The sequence below is a fragment of the Paraliobacillus sediminis genome (genome assembly GCF_003426055.1).
The window spans coordinates 737,959-764,519 of the sequence record NZ_QJSI01000003.1 but is presented as its reverse complement, the minus strand read 5'-3'; the positions used below and the strand labels follow the sequence as shown (position 1 = coordinate 764,519).

Annotated in this window: 29 protein-coding genes; 28 read left to right on the top strand and 1 reads right to left on the bottom strand. The window is 34.7% G+C overall.

The genetic code is table 11. The features are described from left to right. Positions 1-24: 24 nt before the first annotated feature. The gene (locus D2K60_RS16570) at positions 25-999 is read left to right on the top strand and encodes a YpdA family putative bacillithiol disulfide reductase (RefSeq protein ID WP_117169337.1); all 975 of its coding nucleotides are present in this window, start codon (positions 25-27) and stop codon (positions 997-999) included. 43 nt (positions 1,000-1,042) lie between these two features. Here the strand turns inward: D2K60_RS16570 and D2K60_RS16565 are convergent, their stop codons facing one another. Next, entirely contained in the window at positions 1,043-2,014 is a 972-nt protein-coding gene (locus D2K60_RS16565) for an asparaginase (RefSeq protein ID WP_117169338.1), read from the bottom strand. A gap of 89 nt (positions 2,015-2,103) precedes the next feature. Between D2K60_RS16565 and prsW the strand changes: the two genes are divergently transcribed. The 27 genes from prsW to aroA all read left to right on the top strand — a co-directional run bounded on the left by prsW (position 2,104) and on the right by aroA (position 26,351). Then, a complete protein-coding gene (gene prsW / locus D2K60_RS16560; RefSeq protein WP_117169339.1) occupies positions 2,104-2,796 on the top strand; it encodes a glutamic-type intramembrane protease PrsW in 693 nt (230 codons plus the stop codon). A gap of 155 nt (positions 2,797-2,951) precedes the next feature. Continuing rightward, positions 2,952-3,851: a spore cortex-lytic enzyme gene (gene sleB / locus D2K60_RS16555; RefSeq protein ID WP_117169340.1), complete on the top strand. Its 900-nt coding sequence runs from the start codon at positions 2,952-2,954 to the stop codon at positions 3,849-3,851. A gap of 18 nt (positions 3,852-3,869) precedes the next feature. Next, a complete protein-coding gene (ypeB, locus tag D2K60_RS16550) occupies positions 3,870-5,210 on the top strand; it encodes a germination protein YpeB (RefSeq protein WP_117169341.1) in 1,341 nt (446 codons plus the stop codon). 125 nt (positions 5,211-5,335) lie between these two features. Beyond that, positions 5,336-5,989 (top strand): flagellar brake protein, encoded by a 654-nt coding sequence (locus D2K60_RS16545; protein WP_240335273.1) that lies wholly within the window; start codon positions 5,336-5,338, stop codon positions 5,987-5,989. Positions 5,990-6,128: 139 nt separating this feature from the next. After that, entirely contained in the window at positions 6,129-6,815 is a 687-nt protein-coding gene (cmk, locus tag D2K60_RS16540) for a (d)CMP kinase (protein ID WP_117169343.1), read from the top strand. Continuing rightward, the gene (locus tag D2K60_RS16535; protein ID WP_117169344.1) at positions 6,812-7,393 is read left to right on the top strand and encodes a lysophospholipid acyltransferase family protein; all 582 of its coding nucleotides are present in this window, start codon (positions 6,812-6,814) and stop codon (positions 7,391-7,393) included. Before cmk ends, D2K60_RS16535 begins: the two co-directional genes overlap by 4 nt. 102 nt (positions 7,394-7,495) lie before the next feature. After that, entirely contained in the window at positions 7,496-8,635 is a 1,140-nt protein-coding gene (gene rpsA, locus D2K60_RS16530) for a 30S ribosomal protein S1 (RefSeq protein WP_117169345.1), read from the top strand. Between the two features lie 219 nt (positions 8,636-8,854). Beyond that, positions 8,855-9,460, top strand: a complete 606-nt coding sequence (locus D2K60_RS16525) for a YphA family membrane protein (RefSeq protein ID WP_117169346.1) — start codon at positions 8,855-8,857, stop codon at positions 9,458-9,460. Further along, positions 9,453-10,346 carry a YIEGIA family protein gene (locus D2K60_RS16520; RefSeq protein WP_117169347.1) on the top strand — a complete coding sequence of 298 codons (894 nt, stop codon included), beginning with the start codon at positions 9,453-9,455 and terminating at the stop codon, positions 10,344-10,346. The genes D2K60_RS16525 and D2K60_RS16520 overlap by 8 nt, the downstream gene beginning before the upstream one ends. 1 nt (position 10,347) lies before the next feature. Next, on the top strand, positions 10,348-10,533 hold the full coding sequence (locus tag D2K60_RS16515) for a capping complex subunit for YIEGIA (RefSeq protein WP_117169348.1): 186 nt from the start codon (positions 10,348-10,350) through the stop codon (positions 10,531-10,533). Positions 10,534-10,690: 157 nt separating this feature from the next. Continuing rightward, a complete protein-coding gene (gene der, locus D2K60_RS16510) occupies positions 10,691-12,001 on the top strand; it encodes a ribosome biogenesis GTPase Der (protein ID WP_117169349.1) in 1,311 nt (436 codons plus the stop codon). Positions 12,002-12,018: 17 nt separating this feature from the next. Beyond that, complete coding sequence (locus D2K60_RS16505; protein ID WP_117169350.1) at positions 12,019-13,029, top strand: NAD(P)H-dependent glycerol-3-phosphate dehydrogenase; 1,011 nt, start codon at positions 12,019-12,021, stop codon at positions 13,027-13,029. Positions 13,030-13,118: 89 nt separating this feature from the next. Then, on the top strand, positions 13,119-13,379 hold the full coding sequence (locus D2K60_RS16500) for a stage VI sporulation protein F (protein ID WP_117169351.1): 261 nt from the start codon (positions 13,119-13,121) through the stop codon (positions 13,377-13,379). A gap of 361 nt (positions 13,380-13,740) precedes the next feature. Then, entirely contained in the window at positions 13,741-15,219 is a 1,479-nt protein-coding gene (gene spoIVA / locus D2K60_RS16495; protein WP_117169352.1) for a stage IV sporulation protein A, read from the top strand. A gap of 320 nt (positions 15,220-15,539) precedes the next feature. Continuing rightward, the gene (locus D2K60_RS16490) at positions 15,540-15,812 is read left to right on the top strand and encodes an HU family DNA-binding protein (protein ID WP_112181185.1); all 273 of its coding nucleotides are present in this window, start codon (positions 15,540-15,542) and stop codon (positions 15,810-15,812) included. Positions 15,813-15,910: 98 nt separating this feature from the next. Continuing rightward, positions 15,911-16,135, top strand: a complete 225-nt coding sequence (gene mtrB / locus D2K60_RS16485; protein ID WP_117169353.1) for a trp RNA-binding attenuation protein MtrB — start codon at positions 15,911-15,913, stop codon at positions 16,133-16,135. A 99-nt stretch (positions 16,136-16,234) separates the two neighbouring features. Further along, entirely contained in the window at positions 16,235-17,026 is a 792-nt protein-coding gene (locus tag D2K60_RS16480; protein ID WP_240335324.1) for a heptaprenyl diphosphate synthase component 1, read from the top strand. A gap of 3 nt (positions 17,027-17,029) precedes the next feature. After that, positions 17,030-17,746 (top strand): demethylmenaquinone methyltransferase, encoded by a 717-nt coding sequence (locus D2K60_RS16475; protein ID WP_117169355.1) that lies wholly within the window; start codon positions 17,030-17,032, stop codon positions 17,744-17,746. 18 nt (positions 17,747-17,764) lie between these two features. After that, positions 17,765-18,733: a heptaprenyl diphosphate synthase component II gene (hepT, locus tag D2K60_RS16470; protein WP_117169356.1), complete on the top strand. Its 969-nt coding sequence runs from the start codon at positions 17,765-17,767 to the stop codon at positions 18,731-18,733. 23 nt (positions 18,734-18,756) lie between these two features. Further along, positions 18,757-19,161, top strand: coding sequence for a nucleoside-diphosphate kinase (gene ndk / locus D2K60_RS16465; protein WP_117169357.1), 405 nt, complete (start codon positions 18,757-18,759; stop codon positions 19,159-19,161). Positions 19,162-19,248: 87 nt separating this feature from the next. Further along, a complete protein-coding gene (locus tag D2K60_RS16460) occupies positions 19,249-20,019 on the top strand; it encodes a CheR family methyltransferase (protein ID WP_117169358.1) in 771 nt (256 codons plus the stop codon). 190 nt (positions 20,020-20,209) lie between these two features. Then, entirely contained in the window at positions 20,210-21,376 is a 1,167-nt protein-coding gene (gene aroC, locus D2K60_RS16455; RefSeq protein WP_117169359.1) for a chorismate synthase, read from the top strand. After that, the gene (aroB, locus tag D2K60_RS16450) at positions 21,376-22,461 is read left to right on the top strand and encodes a 3-dehydroquinate synthase (protein WP_117169360.1); all 1,086 of its coding nucleotides are present in this window, start codon (positions 21,376-21,378) and stop codon (positions 22,459-22,461) included. Before aroC ends, aroB begins: the two co-directional genes overlap by 1 nt. Further along, positions 22,458-22,820, top strand: a complete 363-nt coding sequence (aroH, locus tag D2K60_RS16445; RefSeq protein WP_117169361.1) for a chorismate mutase — start codon at positions 22,458-22,460, stop codon at positions 22,818-22,820. The genes aroB and aroH overlap by 4 nt, the downstream gene beginning before the upstream one ends. 18 nt (positions 22,821-22,838) lie before the next feature. Beyond that, positions 22,839-23,945 carry a histidinol-phosphate transaminase gene (hisC, locus tag D2K60_RS16440; RefSeq protein WP_117169362.1) on the top strand — a complete coding sequence of 369 codons (1,107 nt, stop codon included), beginning with the start codon at positions 22,839-22,841 and terminating at the stop codon, positions 23,943-23,945. Then, a complete protein-coding gene (locus D2K60_RS16435; RefSeq protein WP_205418588.1) occupies positions 23,942-25,042 on the top strand; it encodes a prephenate dehydrogenase in 1,101 nt (366 codons plus the stop codon). Before hisC ends, D2K60_RS16435 begins: the two co-directional genes overlap by 4 nt. A 16-nt stretch (positions 25,043-25,058) precedes the next feature. Further along, positions 25,059-26,351 (top strand): 3-phosphoshikimate 1-carboxyvinyltransferase, encoded by a 1,293-nt coding sequence (aroA, locus tag D2K60_RS16430; protein ID WP_117169364.1) that lies wholly within the window; start codon positions 25,059-25,061, stop codon positions 26,349-26,351. The last annotated feature ends 210 nt before the right edge of the window (positions 26,352-26,561 follow it).

The window sequence follows — 26,561 nt, the reverse complement described above, 5'->3', positions numbered from 1 at the left end:
AAATGACTGCTAGGGGGATTTATTATGCAAGAAGAGCAAGCTATTATTATTGGGGCAGGACCCTGTGGTATGTCAGCAGCTATTGCATTACAAAACAAAGGTATAGAACCGTTATTAATTGAAAAGGGCAATGTCGTCAATGCGATCTATCATTACCCAACGCATCAAACGTTTTTTAGCTCCAGTGATCGATTGGAAATTGGAGAGATACCGTTTATTACAGAATATAAAAAACCTGTTCGTAATCAAGCGCTAGCCTATTATCGTGAGGTAGCAAAAAGAAGAGACTTACGTGTAAATAGCTATGAACGCGTAGTAAAGGTGCTGCGCCAAAGTGACGATTTTCTCCTATATACAGAGACGAATACCGGATTAAAAAATGTATACAAAACACATTCCGTAATCGTAGCAACTGGTTACTATGATCAGCCAAATTTATTGGGTATAAAAGGGGAAGAACTTTCCCATGTTAGTCATTACTTTAAGGAAAGCCATCCATATTACAATAAAAACGTTGTCGTCATCGGTGGGAAAAATTCGGCCGTTGATGCAGCGTTAGAGTTACATAATGCTGGCGCTCATATCACAGTACTTTATCGAGGTAGTGATTACTCTAATAGCATTAAGCCGTGGATCTTACCTGAATTTGTTTCATTAGCAAATAAAGGAACGATAACAATGGAATTTAATGCTACCATTACTGAAATTAAGGAAAAAACTGTTGACTATAGCGTGGATAATCAATCGAAACAAGTAAAAGCCGATTTTGTCTTTGCTATGACTGGTTACCAACCTGATCAATCTTTTTTGAAAGAAATGAATATCGAAGTAGATGATGAAACAGGCAGACCTTCATTTAATCAGGAAACAATGGAAACCAATGTGGATAATATCTATATTGCAGGTGTAATTGTAGCCGGGTTTAATAACAATGAAATCTTTATTGAAAACGGACGATTTCATGGACCGCTTATCGCTGAAGCTATAGCAAAAAAGTAATGAATTATTTTCAATAAAAAAGCAGCACTACTGTGCTGTTTTTTTATGCTTCAAATATTGTTTCTAACCGATCTGGTGAACAATTGGATTCAAGTAATAGGAGCAACTTGATTCTTGCTTTTTGACCGGATAGTCCTTTAGCGAATAAAACACCTGCATTTTTTAATTGTTTTCCACCACCTGGATAATCATAAGTAGGTTGAACAACTCCTTTAAAACTTCGCGATACTAAAACAACAGGCACATTATTTTTTATAAGTTGTTCTATAGAATCAACTATGGCTGGTGGAACATTTCCTTGACCAAATCCCTCAATAACTAATCCATCTAATGATGTTGCGGTAATTGCATTAAATAATGTTTGATCAATACCAGCATATACTTTAATTAAAGGAACGTTTTTCGTTATAGATTCTACTTGATACGTTTCAAGTGAAATCCATTTATGATAAAAATAAACTTTTTGTTTTGTCAGCATACCTATTGGACCGAATTGTGGACTTTTAAAAGTTGCAATATTACTTGTTGATGTTTTTGTTGCATATGCTGCTGTATGAATTTCATCATTCATAACAACAAGTACCCCTTTTTCTTCAGACTCAATTGCACTTGCAACGCGTACTGCACTAATTAAATTATACAACCCATCTGAACCCACCTCATTACTTGAGCGCATTGCACCAGTTACAACAACTGGTTTCTTTGTTTGTAAATAGAGATCGAGGAAATAAGCTGTCTCCTCTAATGTATCCGTACCATGCGTAATAACAATACCATCATATCTATTTGTTTTTAGACGTTTTTCAATATGCTGACCTAGTTGTAACATAAGGATTGGTGTAATATGTGGAGATGGTAGATCAAATAAATAGTCGTCATCTATTTTTGCGAATTGACTTATTATTGCATCTTCACTGGCTAAGGGATGCTTTTTAGTTGTGGAGACTGAACCAGTATCTATGTTCTCAGTCATCGCAATGGTTCCACCAGTATGAATAAGTAAGATATTTTTCATTATTTGCACCAACTTTAATATTTGTATTTTCAAGTCTTCTACTTTCATGATACGATGAAAGTAATTTTTATGGAAGAGGGTGCCGAATTATGGTAGCACTTTTATCTGCCGGTATTGCACCAGCACTAGCTCTAATGTCCTTTTTTTATTTAAAAGATCGATTTAATACAGAGCCACTTTTACCAATAATTCGAAGTTTCTTATATGGGGCACTGCTTGTTTTCCCGATAATGTTTATTCAATATGCATTTTCAGTTGAAGATATTGGTCAGTCACCATTCGTGTCTTCATTTATTTTAACCGGAATGTTAGAGGAATTCTTTAAATGGTTTATTTTTATATACACGATTTATAAGTTTACTGATTTCGATTCCGTTTATGACGGGATAATATATGGCGTTGCAATCAGTTTAGGTTTTGCTACACTTGAAAATATATTATATTTATTTGCTCATGGGATTGAATATGCTTTAAGTAGAGCTATATTTCCAGTTTCTTCGCATGCTTTATTCGGGGTAATTATGGGATATTATTTAGGTAAAGCAAAGTTTAATGCAATACATTCTCGGTCGATCATGATTAGTGCTTTATTTATTCCAGTAATATTACATGGTTTATATGATTATATTTTGCAAATTGTACCAGGCGGAAGATGGTTTTATATATTAATACCATTTATGGTTATATTATGGTTAAATGGTATGAAAAAAGTTAAAATGGCAAACCAACAGCATATACCGATCTATAATCAGGTTAAAAGTGAGAAAACACCTGATTTATAGCAAGTATTCCTTACGATTTTGTAACTAGGATACTTGCTTTTTTTATGTAATTAACATCATAGATGACTAAATTCAATGTATAAAATAACAGTTTCGCACGAAAATACATAACAAGATAGAAACCATTACTTCTAAGAATCTAGGAGGAGCGCAGGATGAGTATAGTTAAAAAAAGCATCTTCTTATTCAGTTTCGTAGGTATATTATTTAGTTTTACAAACGTTGTACCTATAAACACGACCCACGCGTTTAGTGACCAAGTAATTCAACAAGGTGCGACTGGTGAGGATGTTATAGAGTTGCAAGCAAGATTGCAGTATCTCGGATTTTATAACGGAAAAATTGATGGTGTATTTGGGTGGAGTACGTATTGGGCCTTACGCAATTTTCAATACGAATTTGGTATGGAAATCGATGGTTTAGCAGGTACAGCTGCAAAGCAAAAGTTAGAGAAAGCATCGGAATATGATAGAGCATATGTAAAGCAACAAATTGAAGCTGGAAATAATTTTACGCACTATGGTGGTGTGCCCAATGAAGATCAAATAAAAAAGAAAAAAAATACCCCTAAACAAGAAGCACAGCCAGCACCAAAACAAGAGCCACAAGAACCAAAGAATGAACAAGCACCACAAGAAGAGGTAGAAGAAAGCCCTGAAACATCGCTCGAACCAACAGCAGTTAATGTTCCGAATGGATTTTCGCAAAATGATATTCAATTAATGGCAAATGCTGTTTATGGTGAAGCAAGAGGAGAATCCTATGAAGGACAAGTAGCTGTTGCTGCAGTCATATTAAATAGGGTGAATAGCGCTACTTTTCCGAATACTGTTTCTGGCGTTATTTTTGAACCAAGAGCATTCACTGCCGTAGCAGATGGGCAGATTTGGTTAACACCAAATGATAGAGCTAAGGATGCTGTTGTAGATGCGATTAACGGATGGGATCCAACTGGTGAAGCAATATACTACTTTAATCCAGATACTGCTACATCGAGTTGGATTTGGTCAAGACCACAAATCAAAAAAATTGGCAAACATGTTTTTTGTATGTAAGAAAGGAGAATGACTATCATGTTTAGATGGATTGCAATTGGTCTACTAGCGATCGTTGTATTTGCAACCGGTGCATGGGGATACCAAGAACATCAAGAAAAAAATGAAATTTTAGTACAAGCAGAGAATAATTATCAGCGTGCATTTCATGATTTAAGTTATGAAATGGATTTGTTACATGACAAGATAGGTACAACATTAGCGATGAATACGAAAGAAAGAATATCGCCACAATTAATTGAAATTTGGCGATTAACATCAGAAGCACAAAGTGACGTGGGTCAACTCCCCCTAGTATTAATGCCATTTAACAAAACGGAAGAATTTTTATCTGACATTGGTGATTTTAGTTATCGTGCGTCTGTCCGTAATCTTGAACAAGAACCTTTAACTGACGATGAAATAAATACTTTAAACGAATTGTATCAAACAGCTGGGGATATAAAAAATGAATTAAGAAAGGTACAACACGCGGTCTTAGAAGAGAATTTACGTTGGATGGATGTACAGTTAGCTTTAGCTTCTGAGGATGAACCAATGGATAATACGATTATTGATGGTTTTGAAACTGTAGAGGAGACGCTAGGTGGCTATTCAGAAAGTAATCTATCAGCAAGTTTAACAGGTATATCTAATGAAACGCATGAATTTAAATTTATTAATGGTAAAAAAATATCTGAATCAAAAGTTGAAGAACGAATTCGTGAATTATTTGATTTAGATCAGGACATTGATTTAACGGTTGCTAAAAGTGGAGATGGCGCAACGATTCCAATGTATAGTGCTTCCTTTGAAAAAGGCAATGAGCATGGGTATGTTGATATTTCAATCAAAGGCGGTCATCCGCTATCATTTATGTTAAATCGAGAAATTAAAGATAAAAAGTTAAGTTTAAATGATGCACAGCTAGAGGCGGAAAAGTTTTTAGAGAAAAACGGATTTGAGAATATGGAAATGTTCCAAAGTAGTCAATACGATCACGTCGGTGTTTTTCAATTCTTATATCAACAAGATGACGTTCGTATTTACCCGGATAAACTGCAAATGAAAGTAGCATTAGATAATGGAGAGATATTAGGTTTTATTGGAACAGACTTTTACCGCAACCACATAGAGAGAAAAATCGAAGAGCCTACACTATCAATTGATGAAGCAAAAGAGAAGGTAAATACATCTGTAGTTATTCAAGATCAGCATTTAGCTATTGTTGATGATAGTGGTATGGAGGAAGTTTTGGCATATGCATTTCTAGGAACAAAAGATAATGAAACATTCCGTATATTTATTAATGCGATGTCTGGTGAGGAAATTCATGTAGAGAAATTAAAAACAGCTGAAGCAAAATGGAATGTTGATTAAGAAAGGGGAAAAAAACCCTTTCTTTTTTTCTTTAATCTCTATTATTATCTTGCGTAATCTGTATGTTATTTGCGATAATACATATAGACATGTGTAGAATTACCTAGAGAGAAGGAAACATTTTGATGAAAATTGGAACAACCCTTACATTAGAAGCTGAAAATGAGGATGGAGAAATGCATCGGTATAGGTGCAAGGTTGTAGAGATGAAAGGAACTACAATGTATATAGATTATCCAATTAATGAACAAAGTGGTAGGACAAGCATTTTTCCAAAAGGAACTATTTTTCTAGCAAATTTCATTGGTAATGATCAATCTATTTATCAATTTGATACAGAAATAAAAGGAAAAAAAACAGCTAATGTACCGATGTTACTGTTACATTTTCCAAAAGATGATCTAAAAAGAATTCAAAGAAGAGAGTATGTTCGGATAATGACTACGCTTGATATATCTATTCATGATACGAATCAAATCGAGCAACCATTTACAACAATTACCTATGATATAAGTGGTGGAGGTTTAGCTATTGCTTTACCTTCCAATCAAACAATCGAACCTGGTAAGACAGTTGAAATGTGGCTTGTTTTACCGATGGAATCAGGTGAAACGATTTATGTAACTGCTCAAGCTGAAGCAATACGCACGTATCAAAAAAAGGAATCGGATAGACGGCTATTATCAATGAAATTTACTACTATAAATGAAAAAGAGAGGCAACAAATTATTCGTTATTGCTTTGAAACACAATTAAAAGAAAGACGGAAAGATCTTTAATTTAACATGTCTATTTTTTAGAGGGTATATATTTTGTGAATAATATTTCCATAGAAGAATAACGTCAATTTCATAAATGTGGTATTCTTTTAGAAGTACTATTTTAATAGATGTTTTTGTTTAGAAAGGAAGAATAAAAATGGTTGAAAAAAAAATAGCTATTGCTATTGATGGCCCAGCTGCAGCTGGAAAAAGTACAGTTGCTAAGATTGTAGCATCTGATTTAGACTATATATACATAGATACGGGTGCGATGTACCGGGCGATAACTTATAAAGCAATACAAGAGAATGTTAATCTAGAGGATAGCGATGCATTACACGATTTAATTGTAGCAACTACACTGGAATTAGATCAAGGTCAAAATGGTCAAAAGGTTTATCTTGACCAAACAGACGTAACAGAATTAATAAGAACGCAAGAAGTGACAAACCTTGTTTCGATTGTTGCTAAACATGCTAGTGTTCGTAATGAAATGGTTAAGCGACAACAGCAGATGGCTGCTAAGCGTGGTGTTGTCATGGATGGACGGGACATTGGTACACATGTGATTCCCGATGCAGAGGTGAAAGTTTTTCTGATTGCCTCTGTAGAAGAAAGAGCTGAACGAAGACAAAAGGAAAATGATAAAAAAGGAATTGCTTCAGAACTAGAACAATTAAAGTATGAGATTGGAAGAAGAGATAAGTTAGATACAGAGCGAGAAGTTTCTCCTCTTCTAAAAGCTGAAGATGCGATAGAGATTGATACAACAGCTTTATCAATTAAAGGAGTTAGTAGTAAGATATTAGACATTGTGCATTGTGTAAAGGAGCAAAGTAGATGAGTTTCTATAATTTTGCTAAAGGACTTGTAGGATTATATGTTAAACCTGCCTATCGCATGAACGTTATTGGGAAAGAAAATGTTCCAAAACAAGGTCCTGTTATTATTTGTTCGAACCATATATCAAATTGGGATCCATTAGTTGTAGGCATAACTTGTCCACGTAATATATACTTTATGGCCAAAGAGGAATTATTCACCAATAAAATCATTGGTGTATTATTAAGAAAAGTACATGCTTTCCCAATTAAGCGAGGTATGAAAGATCGTAATGCCCTACGGACTGCACTAGAAATCCTTAAGGGAGGAAATACATTAGGATTATTTCCAGAAGGCACGAGAAGTAAAAATGGAGAAGTTGGAGAAGGATTGTCAGGCGTTGGTTTTTTTGCTTTACGATCGGATGCCAAAGTAACTCCTTGTGCTATTATTGGGCCGTATCAAAAGGGAAAAAGACTTAAAGTGGTATATGGTAAACCAATTAATATGGAAGAATTGCGTGAGAGAAAAGCATCGGCACGAGAGGTAACGGATATAATTATGGAAGAAATAAGACAATTAAGACAGGCTAATTTGTAAGTTTCACTGGCTAACACTTGACAAACAGCTTGAAATGTTAGAAGTTAGAAAAAAGGACATTGCAGTTTTGAGTTTTGTCGTAAATTGAAGGAGGCCTCTTGTATGGATGAAATGAATAATGAAGTATCAAATTTCAAAGAATTAACAGAAGGCGAAACAATTACAGGTAAAGTTGTAAAAGTAGAAGAAAAACAAGTATTAGTTGACATTGGTTATAAGGTAGAAGGGATTGTTCCGATTAGCGAACTATCTAGTCTTCACGTAGAAAACGCAAGCGATGTTGTTAGTGAAGGTGACGAATTAACGTTGAAAATAAAAAAAGTAGATGATGATGAAATTGTCCTATCTAAACGTGCTATTGATGCTGATCTAGCGTGGGATGATCTAGAAGAAAAATTTAAAAATGGTGAAATTTTTGAAGCGACTGTTAAAGATGTTGTAAAAGGCGGACTAGTTGTTGATCTAGGTGTACGAGGATTTATTCCTGCTTCTTTAGTAGAGAATCATTACGTAGAGGATTTCTCTGACTATCAAGATAAAGAACTAGCTTTGAAAGTTGTAGAATTCGATCGTGAACAAAATCGCCTAATTCTATCTCATCGTGCTGTTGTAGAATCTGATCAAAGTGAAAAGAAACAAGAAGTGCTGGCTTCCATTAGCGAAGGTCAGATACTAGAAGGTAAAGTAGCGAGAATTACCAACTTTGGTGTATTTGTTGATTTAGGTGGAATTGATGGACTTGTGCACATTTCTCAATTATCCCATGAACATGTTGAAAAAGCATCGGATGTTGTTTCAGAAGGCGAATCTATTAAAGTAAAAGTATTAGCAATTAATATAGAAAATGAAAGAATATCGCTTTCTGTAAAAGAAACAACACCTGGACCATGGGAAAATATTGAAGAAAAATTACAATCTGGTAGCATAGTTGAAGGGACGGTAAAACGTTTAGTTAACTTTGGTGCTTTTGTTGAAGTGTTACCTGGAGTTGAGGGTCTTGTACACATTTCACAAATATCTACTGAACATATTGGTACGCCTCAAGAAGTATTATCTGTGGGACAGTCAATTAAAGTGAAAGTTCTAGATGTAAATGAAAAGGATAAACGTGTATCATTAAGTATTAAAGAAATAGAAGCTGATCAGAATCAACAAGATCTAAAAGCTTATGTAAAAGAAAGTGATCATGCAGGTTTTCAACTTGGAGATATGATTGGTAACAAATTAGATAAATATAAATAATTCAACTTTCTCAGAATGAAACAGGTATTTACGTATTGGTATAACTAGAGAGTCTCGCACTTCAAAGTTGAAGTTGACTTCGTACACCTTTCATAATCATCATATAATAATTTTGAGAAGTCCGCACTTTTAATGTGCGGGCTTTTTTGTGTCCAACTTTTATTATAAGTGTTTAAAAGTATGGAGCAATAGCTATAATGACTACTGGTGGTGATCACATTGGATGGCATTTTATTTTATTGGCTAGGTTGGATATTTTGGGTTATAACAACTTTTTTTATGCAAAAAGGAAAGAATCGAACAACTTTAACCTTTTTTATCCTACTTATTATTGCTTTATCTTTGATGAAATTCACTATTTTGGGTTATGAAATAGGTCTTTCCTTTTTCGTACTTATTTGTGGATCATTTTTCCTTTTAGTAAAGCAAAACCGTAAATTATATACACTTTTTGTCATTACCTTCATTGGTTTTAGTTATACTGGTTTACGCTTATGGGAAGTTGTTAGTCCAGTATGGGTGATTATACCCCGTGTTTATTTATATGCCGCTATTATAATTTTACTGACGCTATTTTTTAGCAGAAATTATGTCCAATGCTTTTTGATAGGTTGCTTGTCTATCAGTCTTGGTGAAGTTGTTTATGTCTTGTTAGTTGATCGAATTGGTTGGGATCTACCAATTGGAGATAGCGGTATTATGGACTTACTATTCTTACATGTTTCCTCAGTATTAATTTTATATATTTGGAAAGAAATAAAATTAAAATTCGAGGATATACTACAACAAGTAGAACTGCAAAAAAAGGGGTGGACAAATGAATGAATACACATTACCAATTATTTACGGTGTAGTATTTGGGACGATTTCTCGCGCTATCATGCTTCGAACAGACTATCGACAGTACCCTACATACTTGCATGGAAAAGTAATTCATCTTGCTTTAGGTTTCATTGCGGCTGCATTAGGTGCTGTAGCGATACCGGCCATAATGGAAAAAGAATTTACCGCAGTTACCTTTCTGACAATTGCTGCATCGCAATTTAGAGAAGTTCGAAATATGGAACGTAATACGCTGGCAGAATTAGATAGTTATGAATTAGTACCCAGAGGAAATACATACATTGAAGGGATTGCTGTAGCGTTTGAAAGCAGAAATTACCTAGTTATTTTCGTATCTTTTTTAACTACATTAATTTACATCGTCATTAATTGGTGGTCGGCAATTTTATTTGGTATTTTAAGTTTTATAGTCGTTCGAAAGTTAATGAGTGGTTCGACTATGAAAGAAATTGTGGAGATTGAAAAGAAAGAAGTTCATTTCAATGGTGCTGGTTTATATGTTGATAATATTTACATCATGAATATTGGACTTCCAGCTAGACAAAAAGAAATCCTACAGTATGGAATGGGATTTGTGCTTACACCTAAAAATTTTAATGTCCGCTCGACAATTGCAAATTTAGGACAGAGACAAGCAATTTTACACGATGTGTCTATTTCTTTAGGCGTGTTCCGTGATTCTGGAACCCCAGCCCTAGCTCCGTTAATTAAACGAGATTTAGATGACGGTAGAATTGGCGTTTTTATTTTGCCTCAAAATCAAGATGTTGAAAAGGCCAAAAATGTTATAGGAGCTGTTCCAGTATTAGAAAATGCAATTCGTATGCCTTCTGAATCTAAAGCTAGTAAAAAGAATCGAGGTAAGTAAGATGGATATAGAGAAAGCAATTTTAGCTATCATTACAATAAACAAAGAAAAAGTGTCAGGGGGCGCACCCATCTTTTTTTGTGAAAATAAAAATGAAATGGACAAGGTTGGAGCAAATCTTGAAGCGATTATTGATGGAATCTGTCATGCACTGAGCGATGAATTATATATTATCGTGAAACATTAAAATGATAACTTTTTTTAAAACAGTCTTTGTTAAAATCAATTGTTGTTTAAAGTTACCGCTTTTGTTAAAATGTATAAGTTAAGGTTATAGATATAGATTTCTATCTACTATAATGTAAAACATATCATATGAACGTATAAGAAAGGATGTACCTTTCATGAGAAAATCAGTAGTAGCAATTGTAGGAAGACCAAACGTAGGTAAATCAACGATATTTAATCGACTTGTGGGGGAAAGAATCTCCATTGTAGAAGATACTCCAGGTGTGACGAGAGATCGTATTTATGCACCAGCTGAATGGTTGACAACTACATTTAATCTTATTGATACAGGTGGTATTGAATTAGGCGACGAACCATTACTTGTTCAAATGCGAGAACAAGCTGATGTAGCCATTCGAGAAGCCGATGTTATTATTTTCATGGTAAACGGAAGAGAAGGAATTACAGCTGCTGATGAAGAAGTAGCTAAAATCTTATTTAAATCAAACAAACCAGTTGTCTTAGCTGTGAATAAAGTAGATAATCCAGAGATGCGCGAACAAATTTATGAATTTTATTCATTAGGATTTGGTGAGCCATACTCTATTTCTGGTACGCACGGTCTAGGACTCGGAGATCTTTTAGATAAGGTAGTATCCTATTTCCCAACATTAGAGCAAGAGGATGTTGATGAAGAGACTATTTACTTCAGTTTAATCGGTAGACCAAATGTAGGGAAATCATCATTAGTTAACTCCTTGTTACAACAGGAACGTGTAATTGTTAGTAGTATTCCAGGAACAACTCGCGACGCAGTTGACTCACCTTTTACAAAAGATGATCAGGATTTTATCATAATTGATACTGCCGGTATGCGTAAACGTGGTAAAATTTATGAGTCTACAGAAAGATACAGTATTTTACGTGCATTAAAAGCAATTGAGCGTTCAGATGTTGTTTTAACATTAATTGATGCTGAATCTGGTATTATTGAACAAGATAAAAAAATTGCGGGTTATGCACATCAGGCAGGCAAAGCTGTTGTTATTGTTGTGAATAAATGGGATACAGTTATTTCTGATGATAAGGCAATGAAGGAATTTGAACAGAAAATTCGTGTACAATTTCCATTTTTGGATTATGCACCAATTGTGTACTTGTCAGCCAAGACGAAAAAACGTACTCAAACTTTAATTCCACAAGTTTTAATTGCTAGTGAGAATCATTCAAAACGTGTAGAAACTAACGTTTTAAACGATGTTATTATGGATGCTATCGCAACAAATCCAACCAGTACGTTTAAAGGTAAGAAACTTAAGATATTATATGCAACACAAGTAGCGGTTAAACCTCCTAGTTTTGCTGTGTTTGTTAATGATCCAGAACTTCTTCACTTTTCGTATGAACGATTCTTAGAAAATCGTATACGTGCGGCTTTTGGTTTTGAAGGCACACCAATAAAAATATTTGCAAGACAAAGAAGTTAATTAGGAGGTAGAAATAGATGGATAGAATTGCAGTTTTGGGTGCTGGGAGTTGGGGAACAGCTTTAGCTTTGGTATTACAAGAGAATGGTCATGACGTTCGTCTATGGACACACAAACAAGATCATGCGGACGATATAAACAAGACACATAGGAATGTAGCCTATTTGCCGGAAATAGAAATACCAGATGATTTATTTGTAACGAGTCATTTAGACAAGGCACTAAAAGATGTTACCACTATTGTATTTGTTCTACCTACTAAGGCTATACGTGATGTTTGTAGACAGGTCGACAAAATAATTGATCATAAAGTGACGATTATTCATGGAACTAAAGGAATTGAATCTAAAACATTTAAACGTGTTTCAGAAATGATGGAAGAGGAACTTTCAGAAAATCTATTTGAAGAAATAGTTGTTTTGTCTGGACCAAGTCATGCAGAAGAAGTAGCTATCAAGCATCCTACTACGGTAACAGCTTCTTCAAAAAGTATTGCTGAAGCACAAAAAGCACAGGATCTGTTTATAAATAAAGATTTTCGTGTGTATACTAGTCCAGATATGATTGGCGTAGAATTGGGAGGCTCTTTAAAGAATATTATTGCTTTAGGAGCTGGTATTTCCGATGGATTAGGTTATGGTGATAATGCAAAAGCAGCCTTAATGACGAGAGGTTTGGCAGAAATAGCACGATTAGGTACAGCAATGGGGGCGGATCCATTAACATTTACTGGCCTTAGTGGTGTTGGTGACTTAATTGTTACCTGCACTAGTATCCATAGTCGAAATTGGAAAGCAGGTAACCTTTTAGCTAAAGGTAACCCGCTTGACGATGTGTTAAATGAAATGGGAATGGTTGTGGAAGGTGTTTATACTACTGAAGCAGCTTACCATCTTGCCGTAGACCGAAAGATTGATATGCCAATTACAACGGGTTTGTATCACATTTTATTTAAAGGTGCAGATCCTAAAGATGTTGTTGATCAATTAATGACACGGATGCGACGTCATGAAATGGAAGATTTATAAGTATTTTAAGTAATCCTTATATGGGTTAACATCATTATTCCTCCTTGCATATAGTATGTTGAAGATATTTAGTCAAGGAGGAGAAGTACGTGAGCGATTTCAAAAACAATATGTTTGATCAGATTCAAAAAAAATCTAACATTAATTCAGATGAGATTATAAAAGTAGCTAATTCTGTTCAAAATGCTGATTTCTCAAATGAAACGACGGTAAGAAACTTGGTTAGACAGTTAGCTAAGATGGCCAATAAGCCAATTTCCAAAGAAAAAGAAGACAAATTAGTCGAATCCATTACAAAGAATAATGTGCCAACTGATATAAACGCCTTAAGTCAACTTTTTAAAAAGTAGATGGAACTGGGCATATGAGGATGCAAAATAGATTCATCAGCATAATATAAAACGCACAAGCATTCATTTTAGAGTTGCTTTGGGTATTATTTAGTCATACCGAGATGGAAATTGCCCCTTCTGTCTCGGTCTTTTTTTATATTTTTTTAAAAAAATATCTTTTTTAAGCATAATAAGTGATTCTCTGTAGTAATAATCTTAGGAGTGGACAATTAGTTCAACTGAGCTTCATCTACATAAGATTTGACATTCTCGAATTTTTATTTCGTAATCGAGTCATATTACAGTAGGACAATGTCATAGACTGTAAATGTCAAAGATTCGTAATCGTTTATGGTGAAGTAGATCGGGAGGGGATCACTTGGAAAGAGTTGATATTTTTAAAGATATCTCGAAACGAACGAATGGAGATATTTATTTAGGTGTAGTAGGAGCAGTACGTACTGGTAAATCAACATTTATTAAAAAATTCATGGAACTGGTTGTCTTACCTAATATTGCCGATGAGGGCGATCGAGCGCGTGCACAAGATGAATTACCACAAAGTGCGGCGGGTAAAACAATTATGACAACCGAACCGAAATTCGTTCCAAATCAAGCGGTTGCTATTCATGTTGATGATGGCTTAGACGTCAATGTAAGGCTAGTAGATTGCGTTGGTTATACGGTAAAAGGTGCACAAGGTTTCGAAGATGAAAATGGACCGAGAATGATTCATACGCCTTGGTATGAGGAACCAATTCCATTTCATGAAGCAGCTGAGATTGGAACACGAAAAGTTATACAAGAGCATTCTACAATGGGTGTTGTGGTAACAACTGATGGATCAATAGGTGATATACCTCGCATTGACTATGTTGAAGCAGAACAACGTGTAGTTGATGAACTAAAAGAAGTTGGTAAACCGTTTATCATGGTTGTAAACTCTGTTCAGCCTTACCATCAAGATACAGAGTTACTTAGACAACAGCTCGCGGATGAATATGATATTCCTGTATTAGCTATGAGTGTGGAGAGTATGAAAGAACATGATGTGTATAACGTGCTGAGAGAAGCATTGTATGAGTTCCCTGTTTTAGAAGTGAATGTAAACTTACCTAGTTGGGTAATGGTTTTAGATGATGATCATTGGTTACGAGAGAGCTATCAATTGGCAATTCAAGAAACTGTAAGAGATATCAAACGTTTACGAGATGTAGATCGGGTTGTGGGTCAGTTTGATGATTATGATTATATTGACCGAGCGCAGATTGCTGGTATCCAAATGGGTGAAGGTATTGCTGAAATTGATTTACAGGCACCAGATCACTTGTATGATCAAGTTTTAAAAGAAATAGTAGGGGAAGAAATTAGAGGGAAAGATCATTTACTTGAATTAATGCAGGACTTTGCGAAAGCAAAACGAGAATATGATCAAATCGCTGATGCCCTACAAATGGTAAAACAAACAGGTTATGGTGTGGCTGCACCATCAATAGCTGATATGGTGTTAGACGAGCCAGAGATTATCCGCCAAGGTGCGAGGTTTGGCGTTAGATTAAAAGCAGTAGCGCCATCCATTCATATGATTAAAGTAGAAGTAGAGTCAGAATTCGCACCAATTATTGGAACAGAAAAACAAAGTGAAGAGTTAGTGCGATACTTAATGCAAGACTTCGAGGACGATCCATTATCAATTTGGCAATCTGATATATTTGGTCGATCATTAAGTTCTATTGTACGAGAAGGAATTCAAGCGAAATTATCACTTATGCCTGAAAACGCTAGATATAAACTAAAAGACACATTAGAACGTATTATTAACGAAGGTTCTGGTGGTTTAATAGCAATTATCCTCTAACGGCTTGAATTCCAAGTCGTTTTTTGGTTTATAAATAGGTGTCCACACCTAATATGTAAGCTTTAAGCACGGTTTTTAAAATATCTTTATTTAAGATCACATTTATGTAATAAGTACGGTAATTACTAGGTATAAAGAACAAAAAAATATAAATCTTGCTGTTTTTTGTTGAATTTAAGCAGAAAGTCGTTTATTATAAGCTTTGTCATCATTTAATTGATGATTGGAAGTATAAGTTGGATGATATTAGTGAACAAATGGAATATTGCCATTTTAGTTCGATGCTTCAACGTAAATGATTTTGGAAGGAGGTGAATATCATGAACAAAACAGATCTTATCAATTCAGTCGCTGAAAAAAGCGAACTATCCAAGAAAGATGCAACGAAAGCTGTAGATGCAGTTTTTGAATCTATCATGGATTCACTTAAAGATGGTGAGAAAGTACAATTGATCGGTTTCGGTAACTTTGAAGTGCGCGAACGTGCTGCTCGTAAAGGACGTAACCCTCAAACAGGTGCTGAGATTGAAATTGCTGCAAGTAAAGTTCCAGCTTTTAAAGCAGGTAAAGCCCTTAAAGATATTGTAAAATAATTTTTTACATATGGGCAGAAGTGAAGGGTGCATATTGCACCCTTTTTCTTTTACAATTTTCTACTTACATCTAATTGACTGTTTTAGGAGGTACCTTCATGCAAGATTTAAATAAAGGGGAATATTTTATTGTTAAGGCACTTGAAAATGGCGTTCAAGTAATTGGATTGACTAGAGGTACCGATACACGATTTCATCATGCTGAAAAATTAGATAAAGATGAAATTTTAGTTGTTCAATTTACCGAGCACACTTCAGCAATAAAAATAAAAGGTAAAGCAATTATTCAATCGAATGTTGGGGAAGTTAGAAATGATAAATAATTACTTCTACATACATAAAAAAAGCGGAATTATATATCTTATGTTATAATTATGTTTAGAATTTAAGGGTTTTTTTAAAGAAGGGTTTGGGTGAAAAGTATGTCGGGTTTGTCCATCAAACATATACAAGAGGAACTTGAGGATATCTTACAAGATTCATATTTGCAAAAGTATCTACAAAAACCCGAGATAGATACTGATAAACTCATGATATTGTATACGTTAATACAAAATACAAATTACACTGATATAAAGAAAAAAAATTATGTTATCACAACTATGTTAGTACAAATCGCACTAGATACACATGATTTGGTAACCGAAAATAGCATGGAAGAATCCGATACATATAAGAGAAACAGGCAACTAACGGTATTAGCTGGGGATTATTATAGCGGATTATATTATTATATGCTCTCAAAACTAGATGACATACCGATGATTCATACATTAGCTTCAGCAATTAAAGAGATTAATGAGTTAAAGATGATTATCTATTATGAAGTACATCAATCAATCTCAGATCTCATGGAGAATATAAAAAGTCTAGAATCAATTTTAATTATTCGTGTAGCAGAACATTTTAACAAGTCAGCAATAAATGATTTTGTTAAAAGTTGGTTATTCACAAGAAAGTTAATGCGAGAGAAGAATCTTTTTTTAACTGACCAAAGAACACCATTAGGTGATTTGTTAATACAGGGTCAAGATTTTGAACTCCCATATAATCAGGTGGGCCAAACAATTGAAGCACTTATCCATAAACATTTACTCGTCTCAAAAGAATTGGTACATTTTCTGCCAACACATTTTCAAATACTGAAAAATGATATTCATAATTTATATGCAGAGAATTACACGCCAAACAAAATAGCGATGGAAGAAGGGTAATACGTGGCAGAGCAATCAAAAGAAGAACGTGTACATCACGTTTTTGAAAAAATATATAAACGATACGATTTTATGAATTCTGTTATATCTTTTAACAGACATAAGTCATGGCGAAAAAATGTTATGAAGACCATGCAAGTAGAAACAGGAAACCAAGCATTAGATGTGTGCTGTGGTACTGGTGACTGGTCATTTGCTTTAGCTGACGCAACAGGGAAAAGCGGGAAAGTTATTGGATTAGATTTTAGTAAGAATATGTTATCTGTTGCAGAAGATAAATCTAATGAAAAAACGTATCCACAACTACAGTTTGTTGAGGGTAATGCAATGGCGCTTCCATTTGAATCAAACACTTTTGATTACGTGACAATTGGTTTTGGATTGCGGAATGTACCAGATTACAAAAAAACACTAGAGGAAATGACTCGAGTGGTAAAACCTGGTGGAAAGGTTGTTTGCCTAGAAACTTCACAACCGACAGCTCCAGTATTTCGGCAGTTTTACTACTTTTACTTTCGATTCATTATGCCATTAGTAGGTAAACTTCTAGCTAAAAGTCAAGATGAATATGCATGGTTGCACGAATCTGCTAAAGCATTTCCAGGTAAAAAAGAATTAAAAGCGTTATTTGAAGAAGTTGGACTAAAGTCTGTGAAAGTTAAAGGATATACTGGTGGTGTTGCAGCTATGCATCTAGGTGAAAAACCACCTGTAAATTAAATCATAAAGGTGAACAGAATGAAATTAGCAATGACCTATTCGTACTTAAAACCAGATCTTCAATTAATTGAAAAGGCATTGGAAGAAACGGTTAAAGCGGATCATCCCGTTTTAGGAGAAGCTTCTACGCAACTATTACATGCTGGTGGAAAACGGCTTAGACCAGTATTTGTTTTATTAGCCGGTCAGTTCGGAGTATATGATTTAGAAAAAATAAAAGCAGTTGCGGTATCAGTTGAAATGATTCATATGGCTTCTTTGGTCCATGACGATGTGATTGATGAGTCTGAACTTAGAAGAGGAAAACCAACTGTTAAGGCAAAATGGGACAACCGTATTGCAATGTACACGGGCGATTATATCTTTGCTCGTTCTTTAGAATACCTAACTATAATAAATAATGCTAAAGCACATCAAATATTATCTAAAACTATGGTGGAATTAACCCTTGGTGAAATGGAACAAATAAAAGGTAAATATAATTTGAATCAGAATGTACGCCAATATTTGAGAAGAGTGAAGCGAAAAACGGCATCATTAATTGCTGCAAGTTGTCAATTAGGTGCAATTGCTGGTGGGGTCCCAAAAGAGCATGAAGTTCTATTATATCGATATGGCTATTATATTGGCATGTCTTATCAAATTATAGATGATATTTTAGATTTTACAGCTTCGGCACAACAGTTAGGTAAACCTGCAGGTAGTGATCTCATGCAGGGTAATATAACGTTACCGGTTCTATATGCGATGAGAGATGAAGCATTTCATCAACAATTAAACGACGTATTTTCTGATCCGGTTACTATAAATGCGAAAATGCCAGCGCTTATCCAACAAATTAAAGATTCAAATGCCATTGAATCTTCATTTAGATTAAGTAACCTTTATTTAGAAAAAGCTTATCATGCATTAGATGCCTTACCCAATATAAAAGCAAAAGAAACGTTAAAAGATATTGCTACGTACATAGGAAATCGAAAAGCATAATTACCTATGAAAAGAGGCGACTTATGGCTAATACGTTTATTATGATAAAACCTGATGGTGTAAAAAGAGCTATAATTGGTGAGCTTATTTCTAGATTTGAGGAAAAAGGCTACCGTTTGATTGCTGCTAAAATGGTGACAATTACGAATGAACTTGCAGACCAACATTATCAAGAACACCGTAATAAAGAATATTATCCTGGTCTCAAAGAATACATAACTTCTGGTCCCGTATTTGCAATGGTTTGGGCTGGGGAAGATATTGTCGAACAATCTAGAATCTTAATAGGTGCAACTGATCCAGCACAAGCAAAAGTAGGAACGATTAGAGCTGATTTCGGCACAGATAAAAGAAGAAACGTGATTCACAGTTCAGATTCTTTGGAAAATGCAAGACGTGAAATCAATTTATTCTTTTCAGCTTTATAAAAGGATTCAAAGTAATTTCTTTACCCTCGTCTGGAACGAGTTTTTGTTATTTTAATTTATTATTATCTATCTAAGGGGATATATTAGATGACTGACTATCAAACGTTTATTGAGTCAATAAAGAAAAAAACGGGGATTGATTTAGCGTTGTATAAAGAGGTTCAAATGAAGAGAAGATTGACTTCATTGCGTGATAAAAAAGGATTTAGTGATTTTAGTTTATATTTTAAAGCTTTAATTTCAGATAAAGAACTAATGGAAGAATTCCTAGATAAAATGACAATTAATGTTTCAGAGTTCTATCGTAATTCAACAAGGTGGAATGTATTAGAAAACAAAATACTACCTGATTTGCTTAAAAAAAATAAGAAGTTAAAAATTTGGAGTGCAGCTTGTTCGACTGGTGATGAACCATATACACTTGCTATGATGTTAAGTCAACACGTTGACTTGGCAAATGTAAGTATTTTAGCAACTGATATTGATGATAAAATTTTAGAACGTGCTAAAAAGGGTATCTATACTGAACGCGCATTAAACGAAGTACCGCCTAAATTGAAGAGTCAATTTTTTAAAGAAGAGGGACCGCTTTATGTGATTGATGATAAAATCAAGAAATCTATTACATTTAAAAAGCATAATCTTTTATCAGATCCGTTTCCATCTAATTTTGATTTAATTGTTTGTCGCAATGTACTTATCTATTTTACAGAAGAGGCAAAAACGGCTATTTATAATAAATTCAATAATTCTTTAGTTGATAAAGGTGTATTCTTTGTTGGAAGCACGGAACAAATTTTTACACCTGAAAAATATGGATTCCAAGTTTTGGATACATTTTTCTATCAAAAGAACTAGTAGTTTATACAAGCTTAAATAATCTTATATCTGTCGTCCAATAAATCACATTCAGGCTAAAATATAATTGATTTGTATTGGACGATTCTAAACTTTTCGAAAAAAATGAATAATCTATTAATTACAACCACACATATAGCGCAAGATATGGTATAGTAATACAAAATTGTAATCACACGGGGGGATTTTGATGCGTTACTTAACAGCAGGCGAGTCACACGGAAAACAACTAACAACGATAGTAGAAGGCATACCAGCATTAATGCCATTGACATCAGAAAATATTAATGATTCTTTACTACGTCGTCAAAAAGGGCATGGACGAGGTAAACGGATGCAAATTGAAAAGGATTTAGTCGACATTGCAGGTGGCGTTCGACATGGCTATACGTTGGGTTCGCCAATCGCAATGGTTATTCGCAATGATGATTTTGCACATTGGGAAGATATCATGGGAGAAGACCCGATTGAAAATAATCAGGACATTAGAAGAAAAGTTACACGCCCACGTCCTGGACATGCTGATTTAAATGGTGCATTAAAATACGGTCATCGTGATATGCGTAATATATTAGAACGTTCTTCTGCTAGGGAAACTGCTGCAAGAGTTGCTGCAGGTGCTGTAGCTAAAACAATGCTCTCTCATTTAGGTATTGAAATAGTTGGATATGTAAAAGAGATTGCTGGAATTAAGGCTAAAGAAATAGAAACATTGTCAATCAAAGAGAAAATGGAAATTTCAGAAGCATCACCCGTTCGTTGTCTTGATGAAAATGCAGGACAAGAAATGATGGATGCTATTGATATAGCTAAAAAAGATGGCGATTCAATTGGTGGAGTTTGTGAAGTATATATTGAAGGTATGCCAGCTGGTATAGGTTCATACGTACATTATGATCGGAAATTAGACGGTAGAATTGCGGGAGCAGTTCAAAGTATTAACGCGTTTAAGGGTGTCGAATTTGGAATTGGATTTGAAGCTGCGAGAAAGAATGGTAGCGAAGTTCATGATGAAATCGCTTGGGATAAAGAACATGGATATTACAGAAAAACCAATCGTTTAGGCGGATTCGAAGGTGGAATGTCAACAGGCATGCCAATCGTAGTAAAAGGTGTTATGAAACCTATTCCAACTTTATACAAACCATTACAAAGTGTGGATATTGAAACGAAAGAAGTCTTTAATGCAAGTATAGAAAGATCAGACTCTTGTGCAGTACCAGCTGCTGCAGTTGTTATGGAACATGTTGTAGCTTTTGAAGTTGCAAAAGGTATACTTGAACAATTTCCACATGATCAGTTTCCTAAGTTACAAGATGCAATGAAAGCATATCGTGAAGAATTAAGGTGCTTTTAATGGAAACTATTACAGTAAAGACGAGTACCAATAAGTATGATGTTACTATAGGCGCCAAACTACGTTTTGAGACAAGTAAATTTATAACGAAGCCGTATAGCAGTATTTTTATTATTACGGATAGTAATGTGGAATCTTTATACTTACAAGACGTTTTAACGTCTTTACAAAAAGATCATGAAGTTAATTATACAATTGTTCCTGCAGGTGAGAGTTCCAAAAGTGTTCGTGTGTATTTTGATGTTATTACACAAGGACTCCAATATGGATTAGACCGACATGGATTAATAATCGCATTAGGAGGGGGCATGGTAGGTGATTTAGCCGGCTTTGTTTCTTCTACATTTATGCGAGGAATAGATTACATCCAAATGCCAACGACTATTTTAGCACATGATAGCAGTGTAGGTGGTAAGGTTGCAATTAACCACCCAGAAGGAAAGAACTTAATCGGTAATTTTCACCCACCACAAGCTGTTATTTACGATGTAGAGACATTACACACCCTTACACAAACTGAAATACGTTCAGGCTATGCAGAAATTGCTAAACATAGTTTGATTAATCCTGAACCTTTTTGGGATAATATCAGTTCTGTTAACTTAAAGGATGCATTGTCTGAGGAAGTGTTAATGGAGCATTTATTAAAAGGGATCGCTGTAAAAGCAGCAATTGTGGAACAAGATGAACGAGAGAGTAATATCCGACAATATTTAAATTTTGGACATACTCTAGGTCACGCTTTAGAGGCTGAATTAGGTTATGGTAAAATAACGCATGGTGAAGCAGTAGGAATTGGTATGTTATTTGCTATGCGAGTTAGTGCATATTATTATGATAATCATAATAAATTACCCTATCAAGAGTTATTGACTTGGCTTAGAGCAAATCATTATCCATTCGATTTACCGCGTTTACAAATAACTAAGTTAGTAGATCGCATGAAAAAGGATAAAAAGGCTAGAAATCATAATGTTCAAATGGTTCTACTTAAAGATTTAGGCAAACCAGCAATTGAACTCATTGATGACCATAATTTAGCGATATTACTAGAGAAATTTTTACGAGAGTTGGTGGGCTATTGATACGTGGTGTTCGAGGTGCGACAACTGTTGTACATAATGAAGCGGAAGAAATCTTAACGCATACAAAGCAATTAGTTAACGAAATGATTGATGCAAATCACATTAAGCCAGATACAGTTTCAAATGTTTTAGTATCTGTAACGTCAGACATTAATGCGACATTCCCAGCCAAGCCTATTAGAGAACTTAAAGGATGGATGTATGTACCGGTTATGTGTATGCAGGAAATAGATGTGCCAGGAAGTCTGGAAAAATGTATTCGAATTATGATGACAGTTAACACGGAACAATCACAAGAAGAAATACAACATATCTATCATCATGACGCGAAAAAACTTAGACCAGATCTATTGAATTAATGTTAGGAGCGAACTAGAATGAATGGAAAAAAAGTATTTGAAGAAATGACACCTTATAAGCCAGGCAAGCAAACAGCAGAAGTAATGAAAGAGTATGGTCTAACGAAAATTGTTAAACTTGCATCAAATGAAAACCCGTTCGGTTATTCTGAAAAGGTCAAAGAAGCAATTCCATCTTTAGCTACTGATTTTGAAATATATCCTGATGGTTATACAACAGAACTAAGAAAAGTGTTAGCGACAAATTTACAAGTGGATAAAGACCAACTTGTATTTGGCTGTGGGTCTGATGAAGTTGTTGATATCATTTGTCGAACTTACCTTGAAGAGGGTTCCAATACAATCATTGCTAATCCTACATTTCCGCAGTATAAACATAACGCATTAATTCAAGGTGCTACCGTCAAAGAAATACCATTGCTTAATGGATATCATGATCTACAAGGTATGTTAGATGCAATTGATAATCAAACAAAAATAGTTTGGTTATGTACACCAAATAACCCGACAGGTTGTTTAATTAACGAGGAATCTTTAACGCTATTTATGGATGAATGTCCCAGTGATGTCCTTGTCGTTGTTGATGAAGCTTATTACGAGTATGTTACTACTGAAAATGCCCCTGATTCTATCAAGGCATTAGATAAATATTCGAATTTAATTGTTTTACGTACCTTCTCTAAGGCATACGGACTTGCGGGTCTTCGTATCGGGTACGGTGTAGCCAATGAAAAAATTACAACACTATTAAATATAACAAGAGGTCCTTTTAATACAACAAGTGTCGCACAAGGAGCTGCAATTGTTGCATTAGAAGATACTGATTTTCTATCCTATTCATTAAAAGAAACAGCGAAGAACAAACAAACATTCATGAATTTCTTAGATGAACTGGAATTAGAATATTATGATTCAGAAACTAATTTTGTTTTTGTTAAATTACCAATTAGTGGTGATGCACTATTTGAACACTTATTGAGTAAAGGGTATATCATTCGTTCGGGAGAAGCATTAGGACATCCTAACGGTGTACGAATAACGATTGGAAAGAAAGAAGACATGGAACAACTACAAGAACTTATTCAAGCATTTTTAATATCAGTGTTAGAAGGTAAGCAATCGTGAAGAAAACCGTTTTAATTGCAGGCTTGGGTCTAATTGGTGGTTCCCTTGCTGTTAATATTAAAGATAATACGGACCATGATGTTATCGGTTATGACATTAATTCAAACACATTAGACTATTCTGTAATGAACGGGATAATTGATAAAGCTTATACTAATTTTTCTGAAGCATTAAAAATAGCTGACTATTGTATTTTAGCAGCGCCAGTTTCTAAGACGGTCGATTTAATTGAACAAATAAATGAAATACAAATTGAAAAACCTTTGCTTATTTCAGATGTTTCTTCTGTCAAATCACCAGTGGTTGCTGCAGCTAAGGGAATCCAATCAAAATATATTACCTTTATTGGTGGTCACCCAATGGCTGGATCACATAAAAAGGGGATTCAAGCTGCAAAGGGACATTTATTTGAAAACGCAATATATATTTTAACACCAGAGCAATCATGTCCAGCAGATCAAGTAAGTGCTTTGAAAACACTACTACAAGGGACAAGAAGTAGCTTTTTAATTTTGGAACCAAACGAACATGATGAAATGACAAGCGTGATCTCTCATTTTCCACATTTAATCGCTTCTTCGCTTGTACATCAAGCAAAAAAATGGCAAAAAAAGCATGTTAATATTCCTACATTAGCAGCTGGGGGCTTTCGTGATATTACACGTATTGCTTCTAGTAATCCTGCAATGTGGCAAGATATTTTTTTTCAAAACAAAAAAGTGATAGCGCATCTTTTAGAAGACTGGATCAAAGAAATGGATCAACTGAAAAACTTATTAGAGACAGATGATAAAGATACGATGTATCAATATTTAGAACAAGCAAGAGAATATCGAGATGGCTTAGAAGCAAAGAAAAAGGGAGCTATTCCTTCTTTTTATGATCTTTATATTGATATTTTTGATCAAACTGGTGCATTATTAAAAGTTGTATCTTTATTAGCAGAAAATAAAATAAGTATTAAAAACATAGAAATTTTAGAAATTAGAGAAGGTATTACTGGTGTACTTCGTTTGAGTTTTATTACACAAGGAGACCAAATTGAAAGTCATCGATTATTAGTGAAAAAAGGCTATGAAACGATGCTTCAAGAATAAGGAGGTCGGAAACAATATGCACAGTAAAAAATTATCTCCAATAACATCCAGATTACATGGTGATATTTATGTACCAGGTGATAAGTCGATTTCACATCGTGCAATTATATTTGGAGCACTTAGTTATGGTACAACGTCTATTACAAATTTTCTAGATGGCGAAGATTGCATGCGTTCCATTCATGCTTTTCAAGCTATGGGAGTAGCGATCAAGAAAGAAGGACAGGAAGTTACAATAGAAGGTGCAGGTGTAGAAGGGTTACATGAGCCACTTACACCAATAAATTTAGGTAATTCAGGTACAACAGCGCGTTTACTTATAGGGGTTCTAGCGGGATTACCTTTTCACGTCACATTATTTGGTGACGACTCTTTGTCGATACGGCCAATGGATCGTGTGACAGTACCGTTAAGAGAGATGGGTGCTCGTATTGATGGAAGAGAAAACGGTAAGTACTTACCATTAGCAATGCGTGGTGGAAATCTACATGCAATTAATTTTGAATCCCCAGTTAAAAGTGCGCAAGTTAAATCAGCTATATTGTTAGCGGGTTTATTAGCAAAAGGCTCTACAAAAGTTATTGAGAAAACAATAACACGAAACCATACGGAGAACATGTTACAGGCGTTTGGTGGGGAAATTACAGTGGAAAAAGAGAAAATGATGGTAACAGGTGAACAGAAATTAACGGGTACGACTATTCAAGTTCCAGGAGATATCTCTTCAGCTGCATTCTTTCTTGTTGCCGCAGTTATTGTTCCAAATAGTGAATTGACGATTCGAGACGTTGGTTTAAATCATACTCGAACTGGTATTATAAATGTACTGCAGCAAATGGGTGTTGCTATTGATGTAGTAGAAGAGCGTCATATTGGTGGGGAGACGATTGGTTCGATAACTGTTCGTTCTTCAGATGTAAATGGAACTGAAATTGGTGGAGATCTTATTCCTAGAATGATTGACGAAATTCCAATTGTAGCACTACTCGCGACACAAGCAAAAGGGACTACGATTATTCGTGACGCAGAAGAATTACGATATAAAGAAACAGATCGAATTGCCTCAGTTGTAGATACATTACAAGCATTAGGAGCTTCAGTTACAGCAACAGATGATGGAATGATAATAGAAGGACCAACGAAATTAACTGGTGGTTCAGTAGATTCATTTGGAGATCACAGAATTGGAATGATGATTGCAATCGCATCATTAATTACTACTGATCAAGTAACGCTAAATAATCCAGACTGTATAAACATATCTTATCCAACATTTTTTGAGCACTTGGATAAAAGCATAAAAAAATAATTAATATTTAACTAATCAGACACCCTCTGCGTATGCAACTATAAATTTTAAAAATGGGGGTGTTTTTTTGTTGGGCTGTGTTAAAGAAATCCATTGTTATTTGATAAAAGTAAATAGAATGCTCTTTATTAAATGACTCAACACTATCACTTAAAAAATAAGTGCTTATCTTTGGCTGTTTTGCGTGTGGATTATATTTGTTCTCTTACT